The organism is Streptomyces sp. NEAU-YJ-81 (assembly GCF_017592595.1).
Classification (GTDB): domain Bacteria; phylum Actinomycetota; class Actinomycetes; order Streptomycetales; family Streptomycetaceae; genus Streptomyces; species Streptomyces hygroscopicus_B.
In genome coordinates this window covers 1,231,539-1,247,274 of the sequence record NZ_JAGFNO010000001.1, presented here as the reverse complement: position 1 = coordinate 1,247,274, position 15,736 = coordinate 1,231,539, and the positions used below count along the sequence as shown (strand labels likewise).

Here is a 15,736-nt window from a genome sequence, read left to right as displayed (position 1 = left end):
ATGACGACCGCACGGCCCACGAGGACGACCGCAGGGCCGCTCACTCGCCCAGAGGAGCCCTCATGAGCACGCTCTCCCCCAAGACCCCGGGCTGGCTGGACTGGCACCCCGACCCGTCCCGGCCCGCCTTCGCCCTGCCGCCGGGCACCGTCGACACCCACTGCCATGTCTTCGGCCCGCAAGCCGCGTTCCCTTTCGCGCCCGAGCGCAAGTACACGCCGTGCGACGGCGGCAAGGACGACCTCTTCGCCCTCCGCGACCACCTCGGGGTCGGCCGCAATGTGATCGTCCAGGCGACCTGTCACGGCGCGGACAACAGCGCCATGGTCGACGCCGTCCAGGCGTCCGGCGGCCGGGCGCGCGGCATCGCGACCGTACGACCGGATGTCACCGACGCCGAGCTGCGCCGGCTGGACGCGGCGGGGGTGCGCGGGGTGCGCTTCACCTTTCTGCGGCGTCTGGCCGACGCCGCGCCCCAGCACGATCTGGCCGCCATCGCGAAGCGGATCGCCCCGCTCGGCTGGCATGTCGTCCTCTACTTCGAAAGCGCCGACCTGCCCGAGCTGGAACGTTTCTTCAGCTCCCTGCCCACCCCCCTCGTCGTGGACCACATGGGACGCCCGGATGTGACCGAACCGGCCGCGGGACCGGGCTTCAGCCGCTTCCTGCGGTTCGCCGAACGCGACGAGGTGTGGGTGAAGGTGACCTGCCCCGAGCGCCTCAGCGTCACCGGGCCCCCGGCCCTGACCCCGGAGCGGCACCCGTACACCGATGTCGTGCCCTTCGCCCGCCGCGTGATCGAGGAGTTCCCCGATCGGGTGCTGTGGGGCACGGACTGGCCGCATCCCAACCTCACCGGCCATATGCCCGACGACGGACTGCTGGTCGATTACGTGCCCCAGGTGGCGGTCACCGCCGAGCAGCGGCGGAAGCTGCTGGTCGACAACCCCATGAGGCTCTACTGGCCCGGCGAAGGCGCCTGACCCCGGTCCGCCCGCCGAAACCCGACCCCGTCCCCTCCCCGCCTCATCCTCCCCGCCCTCCTCCCCGCCTCTTCGACAAGGGCCGCCCATGCAGCATTCCAATGCGGTGAACCGGCTGAACAGACTCCCCATCGCCCGGTTTCACAAGATCACCTTGCTGGCCGTCTCCTTCGCCTACTTCTTCGAGTTCGCGGACATCAACACCTTCGCCACCACCGCTCCCCAGCTCATCGACCTCTGGGGCATCACGGTCGACCAGATCGCCTACGTCACCTCGCTGTCGTTCGTCGGCATGTTCATCGGCTCCGTGGTCGCGAGCACCCTCGCCGACCGCTGGGGCCGCAAGAAGGCGCTGCTCCACACCACGCTGTGGTTCGGGGTCTTCTCCCTGGTCTCGGTCTTCTCCTGGGACGTCGTCTCGCTGGGCGTCTTCCGGGTGCTGACCTCGGCGGGGCTGTCCGCGATGACCGTCGTGGCGGTCATCTACGTCAACGAGATGTATCCGGCCGCCGTACGCGGCAAATACCAGGCGTACGCGATCGTCATCGGCATCTGCGGCACCCCGGCCACCAACCTCATCGCCAGCCTCGTCGTACCGCTCAGCGACTGGTCATGGCGGCTGGTCTACCTGTGGGGCGCCCTCGGCCTCCTCTTCATCCTCTTCGCCCGGCACCTGACGGAGTCCCCCCGCTGGCACGAGAGCAGGGGCGAGTACGACGCGGCGGAGGTGATCCTCACCGAGATCGAGACCCGGGTCGCCGCCGAGAAGGGCCCGCTCCCCGAGCCCGCGCCGCCGATCGACGAGACCCGGCCCGCCAAGGCGTCGCCCCGCCTCCTCCTGCAAAAGCGGTACCTCGGGCCGACCCTGCTGCTCACGGTCCTGTGGGTGACCCAGACCATCGGCTTCTTCGGCTACTCGAGCTGGGCGCCCACCCTGCTGGCCAAGGAGGGCTTCAGCGTCGAGAAGTCGGTCTTCTATGTGGCGCTCACCACCGTGGGCGCTCCGCTCGGCTCGTTCCTGGCGTCCCTGGTCACCGACCGGTTCGAGCGCAAATGGTGTCTGGTGGCCTTCGGCACGGTGATCGCGCTGTGCGGTCTGCTGTACGGGCTGACCTTCAACCCGATCCTGATCGTGGTCTTCGGCTTCCTGGTGAACCTCTTCGAGCGCGGCTACACGGCCCTGGGGTACGCCTACTCCCCCGAGCTGTTCGACACCCGCGGCCGCTCACTGGGCACGGGCGTCTCCTACGGGCTCGGCCGTCTCTCCAACGCCGCCGGACCGCTGATCATCGCGGCCCTCTACCACCGCACCGGCTATCAGAGCGTCTTCTACTTCATCGCCGGCACCTGGCTCCTGGGCGCCCTCATCCTGGCGGTCTTCGGCCCCCGCACCCGCCCGGCCCGTACGGCGGCGGCGGAACGGCCGCGCGCGGTCGTCTGACGGTGGGGCCGGGGTTGGAACTGTTTCCGCTTGACCGCGCTTCCGCGCGTTCTGGTGTGCACGGCTGGGTGTCGACGACATGCGACGAGCCTTGAAAGGGAACCAGAGTTCTGGCATCGAATGCGTGACCCCTGCGGGAGGCGCTCGTTAGATGCCGTGACGGGATCTTCGAGCCGCGTAGGGGGTGGACAGGCTGCGCGAGGTGGCGGCGTCGTTCGTGGCGCCCGGTCCGACCGGGGTGGCCATCCGCGACAGCCTCAAGTGCCTGACCGGGCAGGACCAGAGGGTCCTGCGCCTGGTCAGTGGCTGGCTGGGCTCCCTGGCCTCCCGGGACCTGAAAGCCCGCTGCGCGGCCGGGCTGGATCACGATTCGGACCAGTGGGCGCGGCGCAAGCGGTCTTTGACCGGCCAGTCCTCCTCGCGCTGGGCGGGCAGCATCACCAAGGCCACGCACGACCAGTGGGCGCTGGCCCGACGCGGTCAACTCGCCTACATCCAGCACCTCCAGGCGGGCATCGACATGATCGCTCGCAGACTGGCGCCACCAGTCGGGGCGAAGGGTTCCAAGGACTTGCCAGGTGGTTACCGCTCCCGGCCGGAGTGGTTCGCCAAATCCCGGCGCCTGCACCTGCTCCAAGACCGGCTTCAGCGGGAGCGGGCCGACAGTGAAGCCGGACGCGTGCGAGTGGTGCGCGGCGGAAGAAAGCTGCTGCGCAACCGGCACGACCTCCAAGCCACCCGGCTGACCGAAGCCGAGTGGCGGGAGCGGTGGGAGGGCGAGCGCTGGTTCCTCCAGGCCGACGGCGAATCGGGGAAGCGGTACGGGAACGAGACGATCCGTGTCAGTCCGGATGGTGAGGTGAGCATCAGGCTTCCTGCGCCGCTGGCCGGGCTGGCGAACGCGCCCCACGGCCGGTACGTGCTGGCCTGCCGGGTCGGCTTCCGGCACCGGGGCCAGCAGTGGGCCGACCGCGTCCAGGCGAACCGTGCCGTGGCGTACCGCATCCACTTCGACGTGAAACGTGACCGCTGGTACCTGACCGCCTCCTGGCAGATCCCGCTCGTGAGGACGGTGCCGTTGGAAGCGCTACGGTCCGGCGGACTGATCGGTGTGGACACCAAGGCCGACCACCTGGCCGCCTGGCGCCTGGACACCCACGGCAACCCCGTCGGCGAGCCCCGCAGGTTCGACTACCACCTCACCGGCAGCGCACCGCACCGGGACGCGCAGGTGCGCCATGCCCTCATCCGCCTCCTGCACTGGGCCAAACGCCATCGGCTGGCCATCGCGATCGAGGACCTGGACTTCACGACGGGGAAGACCCGGGAGAAGCACGGGCGGCGCAAGCGGTTCCGCCGGCTGATCTCCGGCATGCCCGTGAGTAGGCTGCGCAGCAGGCTGATGTCCATGGCCGCCGAGCTCGGCATCGGCGTCGTGGCCGTCGATCCCGCCTACACCTCCCGCTGGGGCGCCCAGCACTGGCAGCGGCCCCTGACCACGAAGACCCGCAAGATCACGCGCCACGACGCTGCCGCCGTGGCAATCGGACGGCGCGCCCTGGGACGCCCGATCCGGCGACGGACGCAACCGCCCCCACCGCACCGGAGCGATGTGGTGGGGCATCGGACCGTCCAGGCCGCATCGGGTATCCCCGGGCGTGAGGAAACCCGCCCCCGCATTCCCGGACCACGGACACGATCCGTCTGCGCAGGACGCGGAGCGAAAGCGGGGGACCAGTGTGCCCATAAACGTTCGGGGCACACGGCTGAGCACAAGTCCTGGCACCAGGACTCACTCCCGCTCAGTCCCTAGAAACGTTCACGTCAGCGAAAGGATGCGTCACACTGGTGTTCCGTGACCAGCCAACCGCCTTCCGCCCGTGTCGTCCTGCTCACCGGCCCCTCGGGCTCGGGAAAGTCCTCCCTCGCGGCCCGCACCGGGCTGCCCGTGCTCAACCTCGACGACTTCTACAAGGAGGGCGGCGACCCGACGCTCCCGCAACTCGCCGACGACGGGGGCGCCGACTGGGACTCGCCACGCTCCTGGGACGCGGACGCGGCGGTCGCGGCGATCGAGACGCTGTGCCGTACGTCACGGACGACCGTGCCGCTGTACGACATCGCCACCAGTTCCCGCGTCGGCGAGGAGGCGCTGGCCATCGGGCGGGCGCCGCTGTTCATCGCCGAGGGGATCTTCGCCGCCGACATCATCGGGCGGTGTGCCGATCTCGGGGTGCTCGCGGACGCGCTCTGTCTGCGCGGCCGTCCTTCCACCACCTTCCGGCGCAGACTGCTGCGCGATCTGCGGGAGGGCCGTAAGCCCGCGGGGTATCTGCTGCGGCGCGGCTGGCGGCTGATGCGCGCGGAGCGCGGGATCGTGGCCCGGCAGACGGCGCTGGGCGCGTACGCGTGCGGCAAGGGCACGGCGATGGGCCGGATAGCGGCCGCGACGGCGGGAGGGCGGGTCCCCGCCTCCGGCGAGAAGGCGTCCGTGTAGCGAGCAACGGCGCGGGAAAAGGCGTGAGGCCGGACAATCCCCCTCGGATGTCCGGCCTCGCGCCTGTTTCCCCCGTGCTCCCCCGATTTCTTGTTCCCCTCCCGTTTCCCCCGTGTTCCCCCGGTTTCCCCCGCTTTCCCCCCGCCTTCGGTCGTCCAGCCGCCGTCAGGCGACCAGTTCGCCGAAGGACTCCTCCTCGTCACGGCCGAAGCTGAGGGTCTCGTCCTCGCGCAGCCGGCGCAGTGAGCGCCAGATGCTGCTTTTGACCGTTCCGACGCTGATCTTCAGGATGTCCGCGATTTCCGGATCCGTCCGGCCCTCGTAGTAGCGCAGCACCAGCATCGTGCGCTGCAGCTCGGGGAGCCGGGCCAGGGCCTGCCACAGCACGGCGCGCAACTCGGTGCCGCGCATCGCGTCGTGATCGCCCACCGTCTCCGGCAGCTCCTCCGTCGGGTACTCGTTGAGCTTGCGCCGACGCCAGGCGCTGATGTGCAGATTGGTCATGGTGCGGCGCAGATAGCCGCCGACCGCCGCCTTGTCGCTGATCCGGTCCCAGGCCCGGTAGGTCGAGAACAGCGCGCTCTGCAGCAGGTCCTCGGCCTCGAAGCGGTCACCGGTCAGGTGGTAGGCGGTTGCGTACAGGGAGGCGCGGCGCTCCTGGACATAGGCGGTGAACTCCGCCTCCGACGTGGTGCGCCGCTCCCCCTCTGCCTCCCTGTACGAGCTTCCCCCGTGTCCCCCCGGTCCCCCGTTGTCCCCCCCGAGGCCGTGACCGGCCTCCTTCTCCCCCGTGATCGCGTCAATGGCCACCATGTAAGGAGGCCGCTGACGCCCGGCGCCGCGAGCGCACCCCCGCCCGCTCACGGCACCGGACTTCTCGTTGCCCCGGCCGGTGTCGTGGAGGCGCGTGCGAACTGCGCTGGTGTTCGTGAAGTGCAGTGTGCTCATTTCGCGCCCCCCGTCGGTGGAGCCTGATCGGTCTGCTGGCTGCCCCGGCCGGTGGCGTTCCGCCCGGTGCACAGAAGACTTTGCCGGGTCAGTTTCATGGGGCTGTCTGTCGACTGTCACAGGCTCGTCACAGGCGATCGAGCCGATAAACCCCTGACGGTCGAACTACAGGCCCCTTGTAGGCCAGAATGACCAACGTGCCTTTCCTGTTGCTGATCGAGGACGACGACGCCATCCGCACGGCCCTCGAACTCTCTCTGTCCCGCCAGGGCCACCGTGTGGCGACCGCGGCGACGGGCGAGGACGGCCTGAAACTGCTGCGCGAGCAGCGGCCGGATCTGATCGTGCTCGATGTGATGCTGCCCGGGATCGACGGCTTCGAGGTGTGCCGCCGGATCCGCCGTACCGACCAATTGCCGATCATCCTGCTGACCGCGCGCAGCGATGACATCGACGTCGTTGTCGGCCTGGAGTCCGGCGCCGACGACTATGTGGTCAAACCCGTCCAGGGCCGGGTGCTGGACGCCCGGATCCGCGCGGTGCTGCGGCGTGGCGAGCGGGAGGCCAATGATTCCGCGGCCTTCGGCAGTCTGCTGATCGACCGCGCGGCCATGACGGTCACCAAGAACGGCGAGGACCTGCAGCTCACCCCCACCGAGCTGCGGCTTCTGCTGGAGCTCAGCCGCCGGCCGGGGCAGGCGCTGTCCCGTCAGCAGCTACTGCGGCTGGTCTGGGAGCACGATTACCTCGGCGACTCGCGGCTGGTCGACGCATGCGTACAGCGGCTGCGCGCGAAGGTGGAGGACGTCCCGTCGTCGCCGACGCTGATCCGTACGGTGCGCGGGGTCGGATACCGGCTGGACGCGCCATAGTGAGCGACGCACGTGCGGCCACCGGCCCGCAGCCAACCACGATGCCCGCACCTTCGCCGCACGGGCGGAGAAGCGAACAAACCAGCACAGTGACGACTATGCGTGGTGCGCGCCGGGGCGGAGAAGTACGGAATTGAGCGCAGTGAGCGACGAGCCCGGTCGGGCCCGGGGCTGGGCCGCGGGGCTCTTGCGGTGGTTCAGCCTCCGGCTGCGGCTGATGCTGGTCTTCGGCTTGGTGGCGCTGACCGCCGCCGTGTCCGCGTCGGCCATCGCGTACTGGCTGAACCGTGACGCGGTGCTGACCCGTACCCAGGACGCGGCGCTGGACGAGTTCCGTAAATCGCTGAAGGACGACACCGACCCGCTGCCCTCCCTCCCGACCTGTTCCGAATTGCGGGACGCCGCGGGTCGTATGGCGGACAACACCCAGAAGTACGAGGTGCTGCTGATCACCCGGACCCGGGACGCCGGTAGCTGTCCGGCCGCCTCGGACAAGGAGCTGTTCACGCTGGACGCGGTGCCCGCGTCGCTGCGGCGCGCGGTGGACCAGAAGCGCCCGGTGGGCAAGGGGAACACCTCGCCGTACCACCTCTACTGGCAGCGGATCACGCTGGACGGCACCCCGTATCTGGTCGGTGGGGCCAAGGTGAACGGCGGCGGGCCGACCGGCTACATGCTCAAGTCCCTGGACACCGAGCGCCAGGATCTGAACTCGCTGGCCTGGTCGCTGGGGATCGCCACCGGGCTCGCGCTGATCGGCGCCGCGCTGCTGGCGCAGGCCGCCGCGGCCACGGTGCTGCGGCCGGTGCAGCGGCTCGGGGAGGCGGCGCACCGGCTGGGCGAGGGGCATCTGGACACCCGGCTGCAGGTCTCGGGCTCCGATGAGCTGGCCAATCTCTCCCACACCTTCAACCGGGCCGCGGAGCGGCTGCAGAAGCGGGTGGCGGAGCTGTCCGCGCGGGAGGCGTCCAGCCGGCGCTTCGTCGCGGACATGTCGCATGAGCTGCGGACCCCGCTCACCGCGATCACGGCCGTCTCGGAGGTGCTGGAGGAGGAGGCCGATTCGCTCGACCCGATGATCGCTCCGGCGGTGCAGCTCGTGGTGAGCGAGACCCGGCGGCTGAACGACCTGGTGGAGAACCTCATGGAGGTGACCCGCTTCGACGCGGGCACGGCCCGGCTGGTGCTCGACGATGTCGATGTCGCCGACCAGGTGACGGCGTGCATCGACGCCCGCGCCTGGCTGGACGCGGTGGAGCTGGACGCGGCGCGCGGGATCGTGGCCCGGCTGGATCCGCGGCGGCTGGATGTGATCCTGGCGAATCTGATCGGGAACGCGCTCAAGCACGGCGGCTCGCCGGTGCGGGTCTCGGTGCGCACCGACGGCGATGAGCTGCTGATCAAGGTCCGGGACCACGGTCCTGGCATCCCCGAGGACGTGCTGCCGCATGTCTTCGACCGCTTCTACAAGGCGAGCGCGTCCCGCCCGCGCTCGGAGGGCAGCGGGCTCGGGCTGTCGATCGCGATGGAGAACGCGCATATCCACGGCGGCGACATCAGCGCCGCGAACTCCCCGGAGGGCGGGGCCGTCTTCACGCTGCGGCTGCCGATGGACGCCTCCCGGATCGCCTCCGACGAGGCCGAGGACGGGCTCGGCGATCTCGACGATCTCGACCGCGAGGGCGCCGCCGAGAGCGAGCGCGACGACGGCGGCAGGGCCAGGGGCAAGGGCAGGACCTGGGGCAAGGGCAAGGGCAGGAATTCGGCCAGGGGCACGGGCCGGAACGAGGAGGGCAGGCCATGAGCGCGCGGTGGAGCCGGTCGGCCGCTCTTCTGCTGGCCGGCGCGGTCGCACTGCTGGCGTCCGGCTGCGGGATACGCGGCACCTCGGTGCCGGTGGACGCCGGGGCCGCGCCCTCGCGGGCGTCTTGCCGGGCGCCGGAGTCGGAGCGGGCCGCCGAGGGGATGAGCCGGGTCTCCGTGCGGATCTATCTGCTGTGCTCCTCGCGGGTCCTGTCGGTGAGCCGGACCACCCGGCTGGGCGACGAGAAGACGTCTCAGGAGCCGGTGCGGGTCGCCCAGGCGCTGCTGGAGCAGCTACGGCTGCCGCCGACGGCGGCCGAGGCGGCGGCCGGGTTCACCACAGCGGTCGAGGACTGGGTGGAGATCTCCGGTCCGGCCAAGGACGACCCGGACAGCGCGCTGCGGCTGAGCCGGCCGCCGGAGGAGATCCAGTCCCTGGCGCTCGCGCAGATCGCCTGCACTCTCGCGGACACCACGGTGGCCGGGGATGACGGCAAGGTGGTGCTCGGCGGCCCGGACAGCCAGCGGGATCCGCTCAAGGCGTACCAGTGCACCGAGGAGATGCGCCGCAACCCCATGATCGCGGTCAACTCCGGGGTCCTGGTCTCCTGATTCGTTACCTGCCGGTACCGCCTCGTCCCAGGTTGGCGACTTGTCGGTAACAAGGTGCTGACCAGCGGGGCGCGGGCGGAACCACGACCCCCGCGGGCGGCGTCCTGAAGTGCGTGCAGGGTCCTTTCGGCCGCAGGGCCGCCTTTCGCTACCGCGTCGCGGGCTTCGTTCTCCTCGTCGCACATCTCGCGTTCGTCTGCTCGCTGACCCTGCGACCGTCGAACGTGCCCTGGGTGTCCGCCGCGACCCTCGAACCCCTGGCCACCATCCGCGCCGATCTGGCGCTCAGCCCCTGGGAAGCCGCCCGTTCCATCGGAGGCGGGCTGTTGCTGCTCGCACCGCTGGGGGTGCTGCTGCCGCTGGCAGGGGGGCGGGTGGAGGCGTATCCGCTGGCCTCACTGGCCCGTACGGCCTTCAGCGGGGCGATGGCGGCCATGGGGGTGGCGCTGCTGCGCAGCGAGGTGACCGGGCAGATCATGAACGTGGACGCGGTGCTGCTGAACACCGTCGGGGTCGCTCTCGCGCACGTACTGGTGGTCCCCGCCGTCCGGACGTGGCTCCGCCGTCGGGCTGACCGGGGCCGGGCCCTGCCCCTCCCCCGGGACGACGGCGCCCTGGCCCCGACCCCGACGATTCCCAGGGTCGGGATCGCACCGTGGAGCGACGTCTCCTCCAGCACGCGGACATAGCGTTGAGGACATCGGGAACTTGGCTCTTCCCGAGCCCACTCGACGAGGAGGAGTCCCCATCATGAGCGCACCGCTGGTCCGCCCCCGCCACGAGAAGAAGATCGCCGGTGTCTGCGCGGGTCTCGCCCGGCGCTTCGGGACCACGCCGACGACGATGCGAGTGCTCTTCGTGGTCTCGTGTCTGCTGCCGGGGCCGCAGTTCCTGCTCTATCTCGCGCTGTGGTTCCTGCTTCCGGCGGAGGACGCCTACCGCGAGGCGTGGTGACCCCGCTCCGCCGGCGTCGTGTGGTGACCCCGCTCCGCCGGCGTCGCGGCGTAGCGGCGTGACCCTGGCATACAGCCCATACGGAACGGCCGGGCCGCACACCCCATCGGGATGTGTGGCCCGGCCGTGTGCCCAGGTGGGGATCAGCCCAGCTTGAAGAGGCCGCCGGTCGGCAGACCTTGCAGCGGGAGCTGCCCCAGCACGCCCTGGCCGGGCTTGGCCTGGGGGGCGGCGGGCTTTCCGGCGGGCTGGGCGGCGGGCTGCCCCGGGGCGGCGACACGGCCCGCGGAGCCGCCCGGGACCGGCGCGCTGCCGGCCGCGGACGCGGCGCTGCCTCCGGTGATGACGGCGACGGCGCCGAGGGCAATGACACCGAGAGTCTTGAGCGTTCCCTGCTTCATCAGAAATCTGTCCTTGAGACGGGGGCTTGACCGATACGGAAACGTAGCCATGGATTTCGGCTGCCCGCAAACGCCGAAAACGGCCCCAGAAACCCCGCCCAGGTCATGACCCCAGTGCACTCGGTCAGCGGCCCTCGGACGCGGAACCCCTGGTCACGGCCGACGCGGAGGCCACATTTCGGAACAGCCATTCGGACTTCAGCTCGGCGTATCCGGGCTTGATCACGTCACTGATCATCGCCAGACGTTCGTCAAAAGGAATGAAGGCCGATTTCATGGCATTGACCGTGAACCATTGCATGTCGTCAAGCGTGTAATGGAACGTTGATACAAGATGCTGGAATTCCGCGCTCATGCTCGTCCCGCTCATCAGACGATTATCCGTATTCACGGTCGCGCGGAAATGCAGTCGGCGGAGCAGCCCGATGGGGTGCTCGGCGTAGGAACTGGCCGCGCCCGTCTGGAGGTTGGAGGTCGGGCACAGCTCCAGCGGGATGCGCTTGTCGCGCACGTACGAGGCCAGGCGGCCGAGGGCGAGGGAGCCGTCGTCCGCGACCTTGATGTCGTCGATGATGCGGACGCCGTGGCCCAGCCGGTCGGCGCCGCACCACTGGAGCGCCTGCCAGATGGACGGCAGTCCGAACGCCTCGCCCGCGTGGATCGTGAAGTGGTTGTTCTCCCGCTTCAGATACTCGAAGGCGTCCAGGTGCCGGGTGGGCGGGAAGCCGGCCTCGGCGCCCGCAATATCGAAGCCGACCACGCCCAGATCGCGGTAGCGGTTGGCGAGTTCGGCGATCTCCAGGGCACGGGCCGCGTGGCGCATCGCGGTCAGCAGGGCGCCCACCCGGATGCGGTGGCCGTTCTCCCAGGCCCGCCGCTCCCCTTCACGGAAGCCCTCGTTGACCGCCTCGACGACCTCTTCCAGGGTCAGCCCGCCCTCGAGGTGCTGTTCGGGGGCGTAGCGGATCTCGGCGTAGACGACGCCGTCCTCGGCGAGGTCCTCGGCGCATTCGGCGGCGACCCTGACGAGCGCGTCGCGGGTCTGCATCACGCCGACGGTGTGCGAGAACGTCTCCAGATAGCGCTCCAGCGATCCGGAGTCCGCCGCCTCACGGAACCAGACGCCCAGCTTGTCGGGCTCGTTCTCCGGCAGCGCGTCGTACCCCGTCTCCCTCGCGAGGTCGACGATCGTGCCGGGGCGCAGCCCGCCGTCGAGGTGATCGTGGAGCAGCACCTTGGGGGCGCGGCGGATCTGTTCGGGGGTGGGCTCATGGCTGTGCTCGCTCGTCATCTGGGCACCATAGCCCCTACGCGCGTAGAACGTGAGGGATAGATACGGAACAGTGACCCGCACGGGTAGTGGAGTACACCAGTCCTTCTGCGATCGTTCTGCCATGGCTCAGCAAGCGTTGCCCGAGCGGGGCGCACGGCTGGGGCGGCCGATGGGCGCGGCCGCCACGCAAAGGACCGTACACGGTGTGGTGCTGCTCCTCCCCGAGGGCGAACCCAACGGGACGAGACGGCCCTCCAGACTCACGGCGGCCGCCGCACTGCCGCTGGCCCGGCGGCTGGTCCGGGCGGGCCGGGAGGAGGGGCTGGCCGGTCATGTCGTCCACTACCGGCGCCGGGGCTGGAACGGGGCCGCCGCCGATCCCGCCTCCGATGCCGCGTGGGCCGTGGAGGAGGTGGTACGGCGCTACGGCGATGTGCCGGTCTGCCTCGCGGGCCACGGCATGGGCGGACGCGCCGCCCTCCGCGCCGCCGGCCACCCGGCCGTCGCCTCGGTGGTGGCGCTGGCGCCCTGGCTTCCGGCGCCGGACGAGGTGCTCGAACCCGAGCCGGTGAAGCAGTTGGTGGGACGGCAGGTGCTGATCGCCCACGGCACGAACGACGAGCGGTCCGACCCCGAGCTGTCCTACCGGCTGGCGGAGCGGGCGAAGAAGGCCAACCGCGATGTGTGCCGCTTCGAGGTGCACACCGACGGGCACGGGCTGCATCAGCACCGCTCCGAGGTGCAGGCGCTGGCCGTGGACTTCCTCCTCGGCTCCCTCTTCCACTCCGGCTTCTCCCGCCCGGTCGCCGACGCGCTGGCGGCTCCGCCGCCGCTGGGACTGCGGATGCCGCTGGCGGCGGGCTTCGGGGCGAACCTGCGGCGCTGAACGGGCGGTTGTGCGCGTGCGCCCCGGCCCCCGTCCGTGCGGTTTCCGCGCCGCATGGACGGGGGCCGGGCGCGTCGGGGGCTTGTGCATCCTGCCGAGCGCGGTGCCGCCTTCGGCGCCTTGGGCGCCTTGGAGCCGGGTCGGAATGCCGGGCAGTCCCTCGCCGTCGGCCGCCGGGCCGGTGAGGGGGCCAGGCCGCGCCCCAGCCCTGCCCGCTGGTCAGTCGCGCCGACGGCGCGAGACGAGGCCCGCCCCGGCCGAACGGCCTCCCATGGGCCACCCAGTGCCGGACCCGCCCGCGGCCGGACCCGCCCGCGGCAGGACCCGCCCGCGGCAGGAGTCGCCCGCACGGGCCGGGAGCCCGCACAGGCGAAGGGGCCGTCCCGCCGGGACAGTGGCGGGGCGGCCCCTTCGGGCTTCATGGGGTCGGCCTCAGTGGATCGGTGGAAGTCGGCCGTGGTGCGGAGCGCCCTGAAGGGGCGCGGGCGGTGTCGATGTGCGGCTCCGCCGCGTGGGCGCGACCAGCCACGACGGTGCTGCGGACGATCGACGGCAGGTCGGGGAACTTCCCCGCCGAGCCCTTAGGCGGGCACGCCGACCAGTTCGCGGCGCGCGGCCTCCGCGCGCCGTTCGGCCTGCGCCTTGCGCGTCGCGTACACCGTGATCGCCGCCGCGCCGCCGACCGCCACCAGGCCCATGGCGACCGTGCCGCCCCATCCGGCCGCGTGGAAGGCGAGCGCGCCCAGCGCACCGCCCACGCTGCTGCCGATGTAGTACGACGCCTGGTAGAGCGCCGCGGCCTGGGCGCGCCCGGTCTTGGCCGTACGGCTCACCGCCGAGGACGCCGCCGCGTGGCCCGCGAAGAAGCCCGCGGTGATCAGCACCAGACCGGCCAGCACCGCCGGGATCGAGTTCAGCAGGGACAGCAGCAGTCCGGCCGCCGTCGTGGACACCGCGACGTACAGCGCGCCGCGCCGCCCGAGCCGGCCGACCAGCTTGCCGGTCGCCGCCGAGGAGACCGTGCCGACCAGGTAGATCAGGAAGATCGAGCCGATCAGGCTCTGCGAGAGGCCGAAGGGCTCGGCCACCAGGCGGTAGCCGATGACCGTGTAGACCCCGCCGAAGACCGTCATGAACAGCGCGCCGATCGCGTACAGCCGGCACAGCAGCGGATCGGCGAGATGCCCGGCGAGGGTGCGGGCCAGCGCCCGCGGGCTCACCGCGGCCGGGGTGAAGTTCCGGGCCCTGGGCAGCAGCAGCCGGAAGGCCACCGCGCACAGCAGCGCCATCGCGCCGACCGCGGCCAGCGCGGCCCGCCAGCCCCAGGCGTCCGCCACCCAGCCGGTGAGGATCCGGCCGCTCATACCGCCGACGCTGTTACCGGCCACGAACAGCCCGATCGCGCCGACCAACGCCTTCGGGTGAACTTCCTCCGAGAGATACGCCATCGCGGAGGCCGGGATCCCGGCCAGCGCCACGCCCTGGACCGCGCGCAGTCCGATCAGCCAGCCCAGGTCCGGTGCGAACGGCACCAGCAGGGCGAGGACGACCGCGACCGTGAGCGAGCCGGTCATCATGGCGCGTCGGCCGAACCGCTCGGACAGCGCGCTCAGCGGCACGACCGCGAGCGCCAGGCCCAAGGTGGCCGCGGAGACGCTCCAGCTGGCCTGGTCCGCCTGGACCCGCAGATCGTCGGAGATCGCGGGGAGCAGCGCCTGGGTCGAGTAGAGCAGGGCGAAGGTGGCTAGTCCGGCGGTGAAGAGGGCGAGCCGCATCCGGGCGTAACCGGGGTGGCCCGGGCTCATCTGCTTGGACGCGGGGCTCGCGGGGCTCGCGTCGTTCGCGGCGCTCGCGGAGCCCGCGGGGTTCGCGGGGCTCGCGGTCTTCGCGGTGGCGGGCTGGGAGGGGTTCGGGGTCGTCGACATCGAAGCGGAGGCGTCCACACGGTGGGTTCCGGTGGACGCCCCGGTATCAGCAGGAGGCATGCTTCGACCGTACGTAAGCACGGTTGATGCGTCCAATGCACGGAATGGCGATAATCAATCCACTGCCGCATGAGCAAAGGTCAGGGGCGCCCGTGTCACGCATCAGTTACGAAAACGACATTCCGGTGACAGCAGATGTCGAGGCGGAGTCCTGGGCCGCCGCCCTCACACCGCGCCTCGCCCAGTTCGCCGCCGTCGCCCGCCATGAGCATGTGACGCGCGCCGCACAGGAGATGGGGGTGCCCCAGTCGACACTCAGCCGGGCGATGGTCCGACTGGAGGAGGACCTGGGCGTGGCGCTCTTCGCCCGCCGGGGCCGTACGGTGGCACTCACCCCGGCGGGACGGACGTTCCTGCACTCGGTCGAACGGGCCCTCGCCGAGGTCGACCGCGCCGCCGAGTCCGTACGGGCCGACGCGGATCCGGCGGCGGGCCTGGTCTCCTTCGGCTTCCTGCACACGCTGGGGACCGAGACCGTGCCCGGTCTGATCCGGAGCTTTCGGGTGGACCATCCGCGAGTGCGGTTCCAACTGGTCCAGAACTACGGCGAGGCGATGCTCGAGCGGATGCGCGCGGGCGGCCTCGACCTGTGCCTGACCTCCCCGGTGCCGGACGCCCCCGATCTGGTCGCCCGCCGCCTGGACGAGCAGCGGCTGCGGCTGGTGGTCCCCGACGACCACCGGCTGGCCGGGCGCCGCCGGGTCCGGCTCGCCGAGGCCGCCTCGGAGCTGTTCGTCACGCTGGAGCCGGGCTACGGGCTGCGGCGCATCACCGACGCGTTGTGCGCCGAGGCCGGGTTCACGCCGCGGATCGCCTTCGAGGGCGAGGAGGCGGAGACGCTGCGCGGCCTGGTCGCGGCGGGCCTCGGGGTGGCCCTCCTCCCACCTCCTGCCGTCCCCCGCCCCGGGGTGGCGGAGCTGACCGTCACCGCGCCGCGCGCCGTCCGCGAGATCGGGGTCGCGTGGCTGGACGGCCACCCGGACACGCCGCCGGTGGCGGCCTTCAAGACGTTTCTGTTGAGCCGGCGGGGTCAGTTGCTGACGTAGTGGGTGCGTGGGTGTGCGGGTGCGTGGTGGGTGCC

General features: G+C 71.2%; 15 protein-coding genes. 11 read left to right on the top strand and 4 right to left on the bottom strand.

From position 1 onward, the window contains the following. The first annotated feature begins 62 nt into the window (after positions 1–62). The 4 genes from J5X86_RS05415 (at position 63) to J5X86_RS05400 (ending at position 4,921) form a co-directional block, all read left to right on the top strand. Positions 63–983 (top strand): amidohydrolase family protein, encoded by a 921-nt coding sequence (locus J5X86_RS05415; protein ID WP_208515594.1) that lies wholly within the window; start codon positions 63–65, stop codon positions 981–983. An 88-nt stretch (positions 984–1,071) separates the two neighbouring features. Next, the gene (locus J5X86_RS05410) at positions 1,072–2,424 is read left to right on the top strand and encodes an MFS transporter (RefSeq protein ID WP_208515593.1); all 1,353 of its coding nucleotides are present in this window, start codon (positions 1,072–1,074) and stop codon (positions 2,422–2,424) included. Positions 2,425–2,626: 202 nt separating this feature from the next. Continuing rightward, positions 2,627–4,237 carry an IS200/IS605 family accessory protein TnpB-related protein gene (locus J5X86_RS05405; protein ID WP_374229222.1) on the top strand — a complete coding sequence of 537 codons (1,611 nt, stop codon included), beginning with the start codon at positions 2,627–2,629 and terminating at the stop codon, positions 4,235–4,237. Between the two features lie 42 nt (positions 4,238–4,279). Continuing rightward, on the top strand, positions 4,280–4,921 hold the full coding sequence (locus tag J5X86_RS05400) for a uridine kinase (RefSeq protein ID WP_208515591.1): 642 nt from the start codon (positions 4,280–4,282) through the stop codon (positions 4,919–4,921). A 165-nt stretch (positions 4,922–5,086) separates the two neighbouring features. On the opposite strand, the gene J5X86_RS05395 is transcribed toward J5X86_RS05400, so the two are convergent. Next, the gene (locus tag J5X86_RS05395) at positions 5,087–5,869 is read right to left on the bottom strand and encodes a SigE family RNA polymerase sigma factor (protein WP_208515590.1); all 783 of its coding nucleotides are present in this window, start codon (positions 5,867–5,869) and stop codon (positions 5,087–5,089) included. 197 nt (positions 5,870–6,066) lie between these two features. Between J5X86_RS05395 and afsQ1 the strand changes: the two genes are divergently transcribed. From afsQ1 to J5X86_RS05370, 5 genes are all read left to right on the top strand, one after another. Continuing rightward, the gene (gene afsQ1 / locus J5X86_RS05390) at positions 6,067–6,741 is read left to right on the top strand and encodes a two-component system response regulator AfsQ1 (protein ID WP_174887374.1); all 675 of its coding nucleotides are present in this window, start codon (positions 6,067–6,069) and stop codon (positions 6,739–6,741) included. A 217-nt stretch (positions 6,742–6,958) separates the two neighbouring features. Further along, positions 6,959–8,545, top strand: coding sequence for a HAMP domain-containing sensor histidine kinase (locus J5X86_RS05385; protein WP_243979573.1), 1,587 nt, complete (start codon positions 6,959–6,961; stop codon positions 8,543–8,545). Further along, positions 8,542–9,156: a hypothetical protein gene (locus J5X86_RS05380; protein ID WP_208515588.1), complete on the top strand. Its 615-nt coding sequence runs from the start codon at positions 8,542–8,544 to the stop codon at positions 9,154–9,156. Before J5X86_RS05385 ends, J5X86_RS05380 begins: the two co-directional genes overlap by 4 nt. Before the next feature lie 113 nt (positions 9,157–9,269). Continuing rightward, positions 9,270–9,845, top strand: coding sequence for a VanZ family protein (locus J5X86_RS05375; RefSeq protein WP_208515587.1), 576 nt, complete (start codon positions 9,270–9,272; stop codon positions 9,843–9,845). Positions 9,846–9,906: 61 nt separating this feature from the next. Next, entirely contained in the window at positions 9,907–10,110 is a 204-nt protein-coding gene (locus J5X86_RS05370; protein ID WP_014061318.1) for a PspC domain-containing protein, read from the top strand. 143 nt (positions 10,111–10,253) lie between these two features. Here the strand turns inward: J5X86_RS05370 and J5X86_RS05365 are convergent, their stop codons facing one another. Both J5X86_RS05365 and J5X86_RS05360 read right to left on the bottom strand, forming a co-directional pair. Continuing rightward, positions 10,254–10,511 (bottom strand): ATP-binding protein, encoded by a 258-nt coding sequence (locus J5X86_RS05365; RefSeq protein ID WP_208515586.1) that lies wholly within the window; start codon positions 10,509–10,511, stop codon positions 10,254–10,256. A 124-nt stretch (positions 10,512–10,635) separates the two neighbouring features. Next, positions 10,636–11,802 carry an adenosine deaminase gene (locus J5X86_RS05360; protein WP_208515585.1) on the bottom strand — a complete coding sequence of 389 codons (1,167 nt, stop codon included), beginning with the start codon at positions 11,800–11,802 and terminating at the stop codon, positions 10,636–10,638. 103 nt (positions 11,803–11,905) lie between these two features. On the opposite strand from J5X86_RS05360, the gene J5X86_RS05355 reads away from it, so the two are divergent. Beyond that, the gene (locus J5X86_RS05355; protein ID WP_208515584.1) at positions 11,906–12,670 is read left to right on the top strand and encodes an alpha/beta hydrolase; all 765 of its coding nucleotides are present in this window, start codon (positions 11,906–11,908) and stop codon (positions 12,668–12,670) included. A 581-nt stretch (positions 12,671–13,251) separates the two neighbouring features. Here J5X86_RS05355 and J5X86_RS05350 read toward each other — a convergent pair. Further along, on the bottom strand, positions 13,252–14,655 hold the full coding sequence (locus J5X86_RS05350; protein ID WP_208515583.1) for an MFS transporter: 1,404 nt from the start codon (positions 14,653–14,655) through the stop codon (positions 13,252–13,254). A gap of 62 nt (positions 14,656–14,717) precedes the next feature. Here J5X86_RS05350 and J5X86_RS05345 point away from each other — a divergent pair, with 62 nt between their 5' ends. Further along, positions 14,718–15,701: a LysR family transcriptional regulator gene (locus tag J5X86_RS05345; RefSeq protein ID WP_078647466.1), complete on the top strand. Its 984-nt coding sequence runs from the start codon at positions 14,718–14,720 to the stop codon at positions 15,699–15,701. The last annotated feature ends 35 nt before the right edge of the window (positions 15,702–15,736 follow it).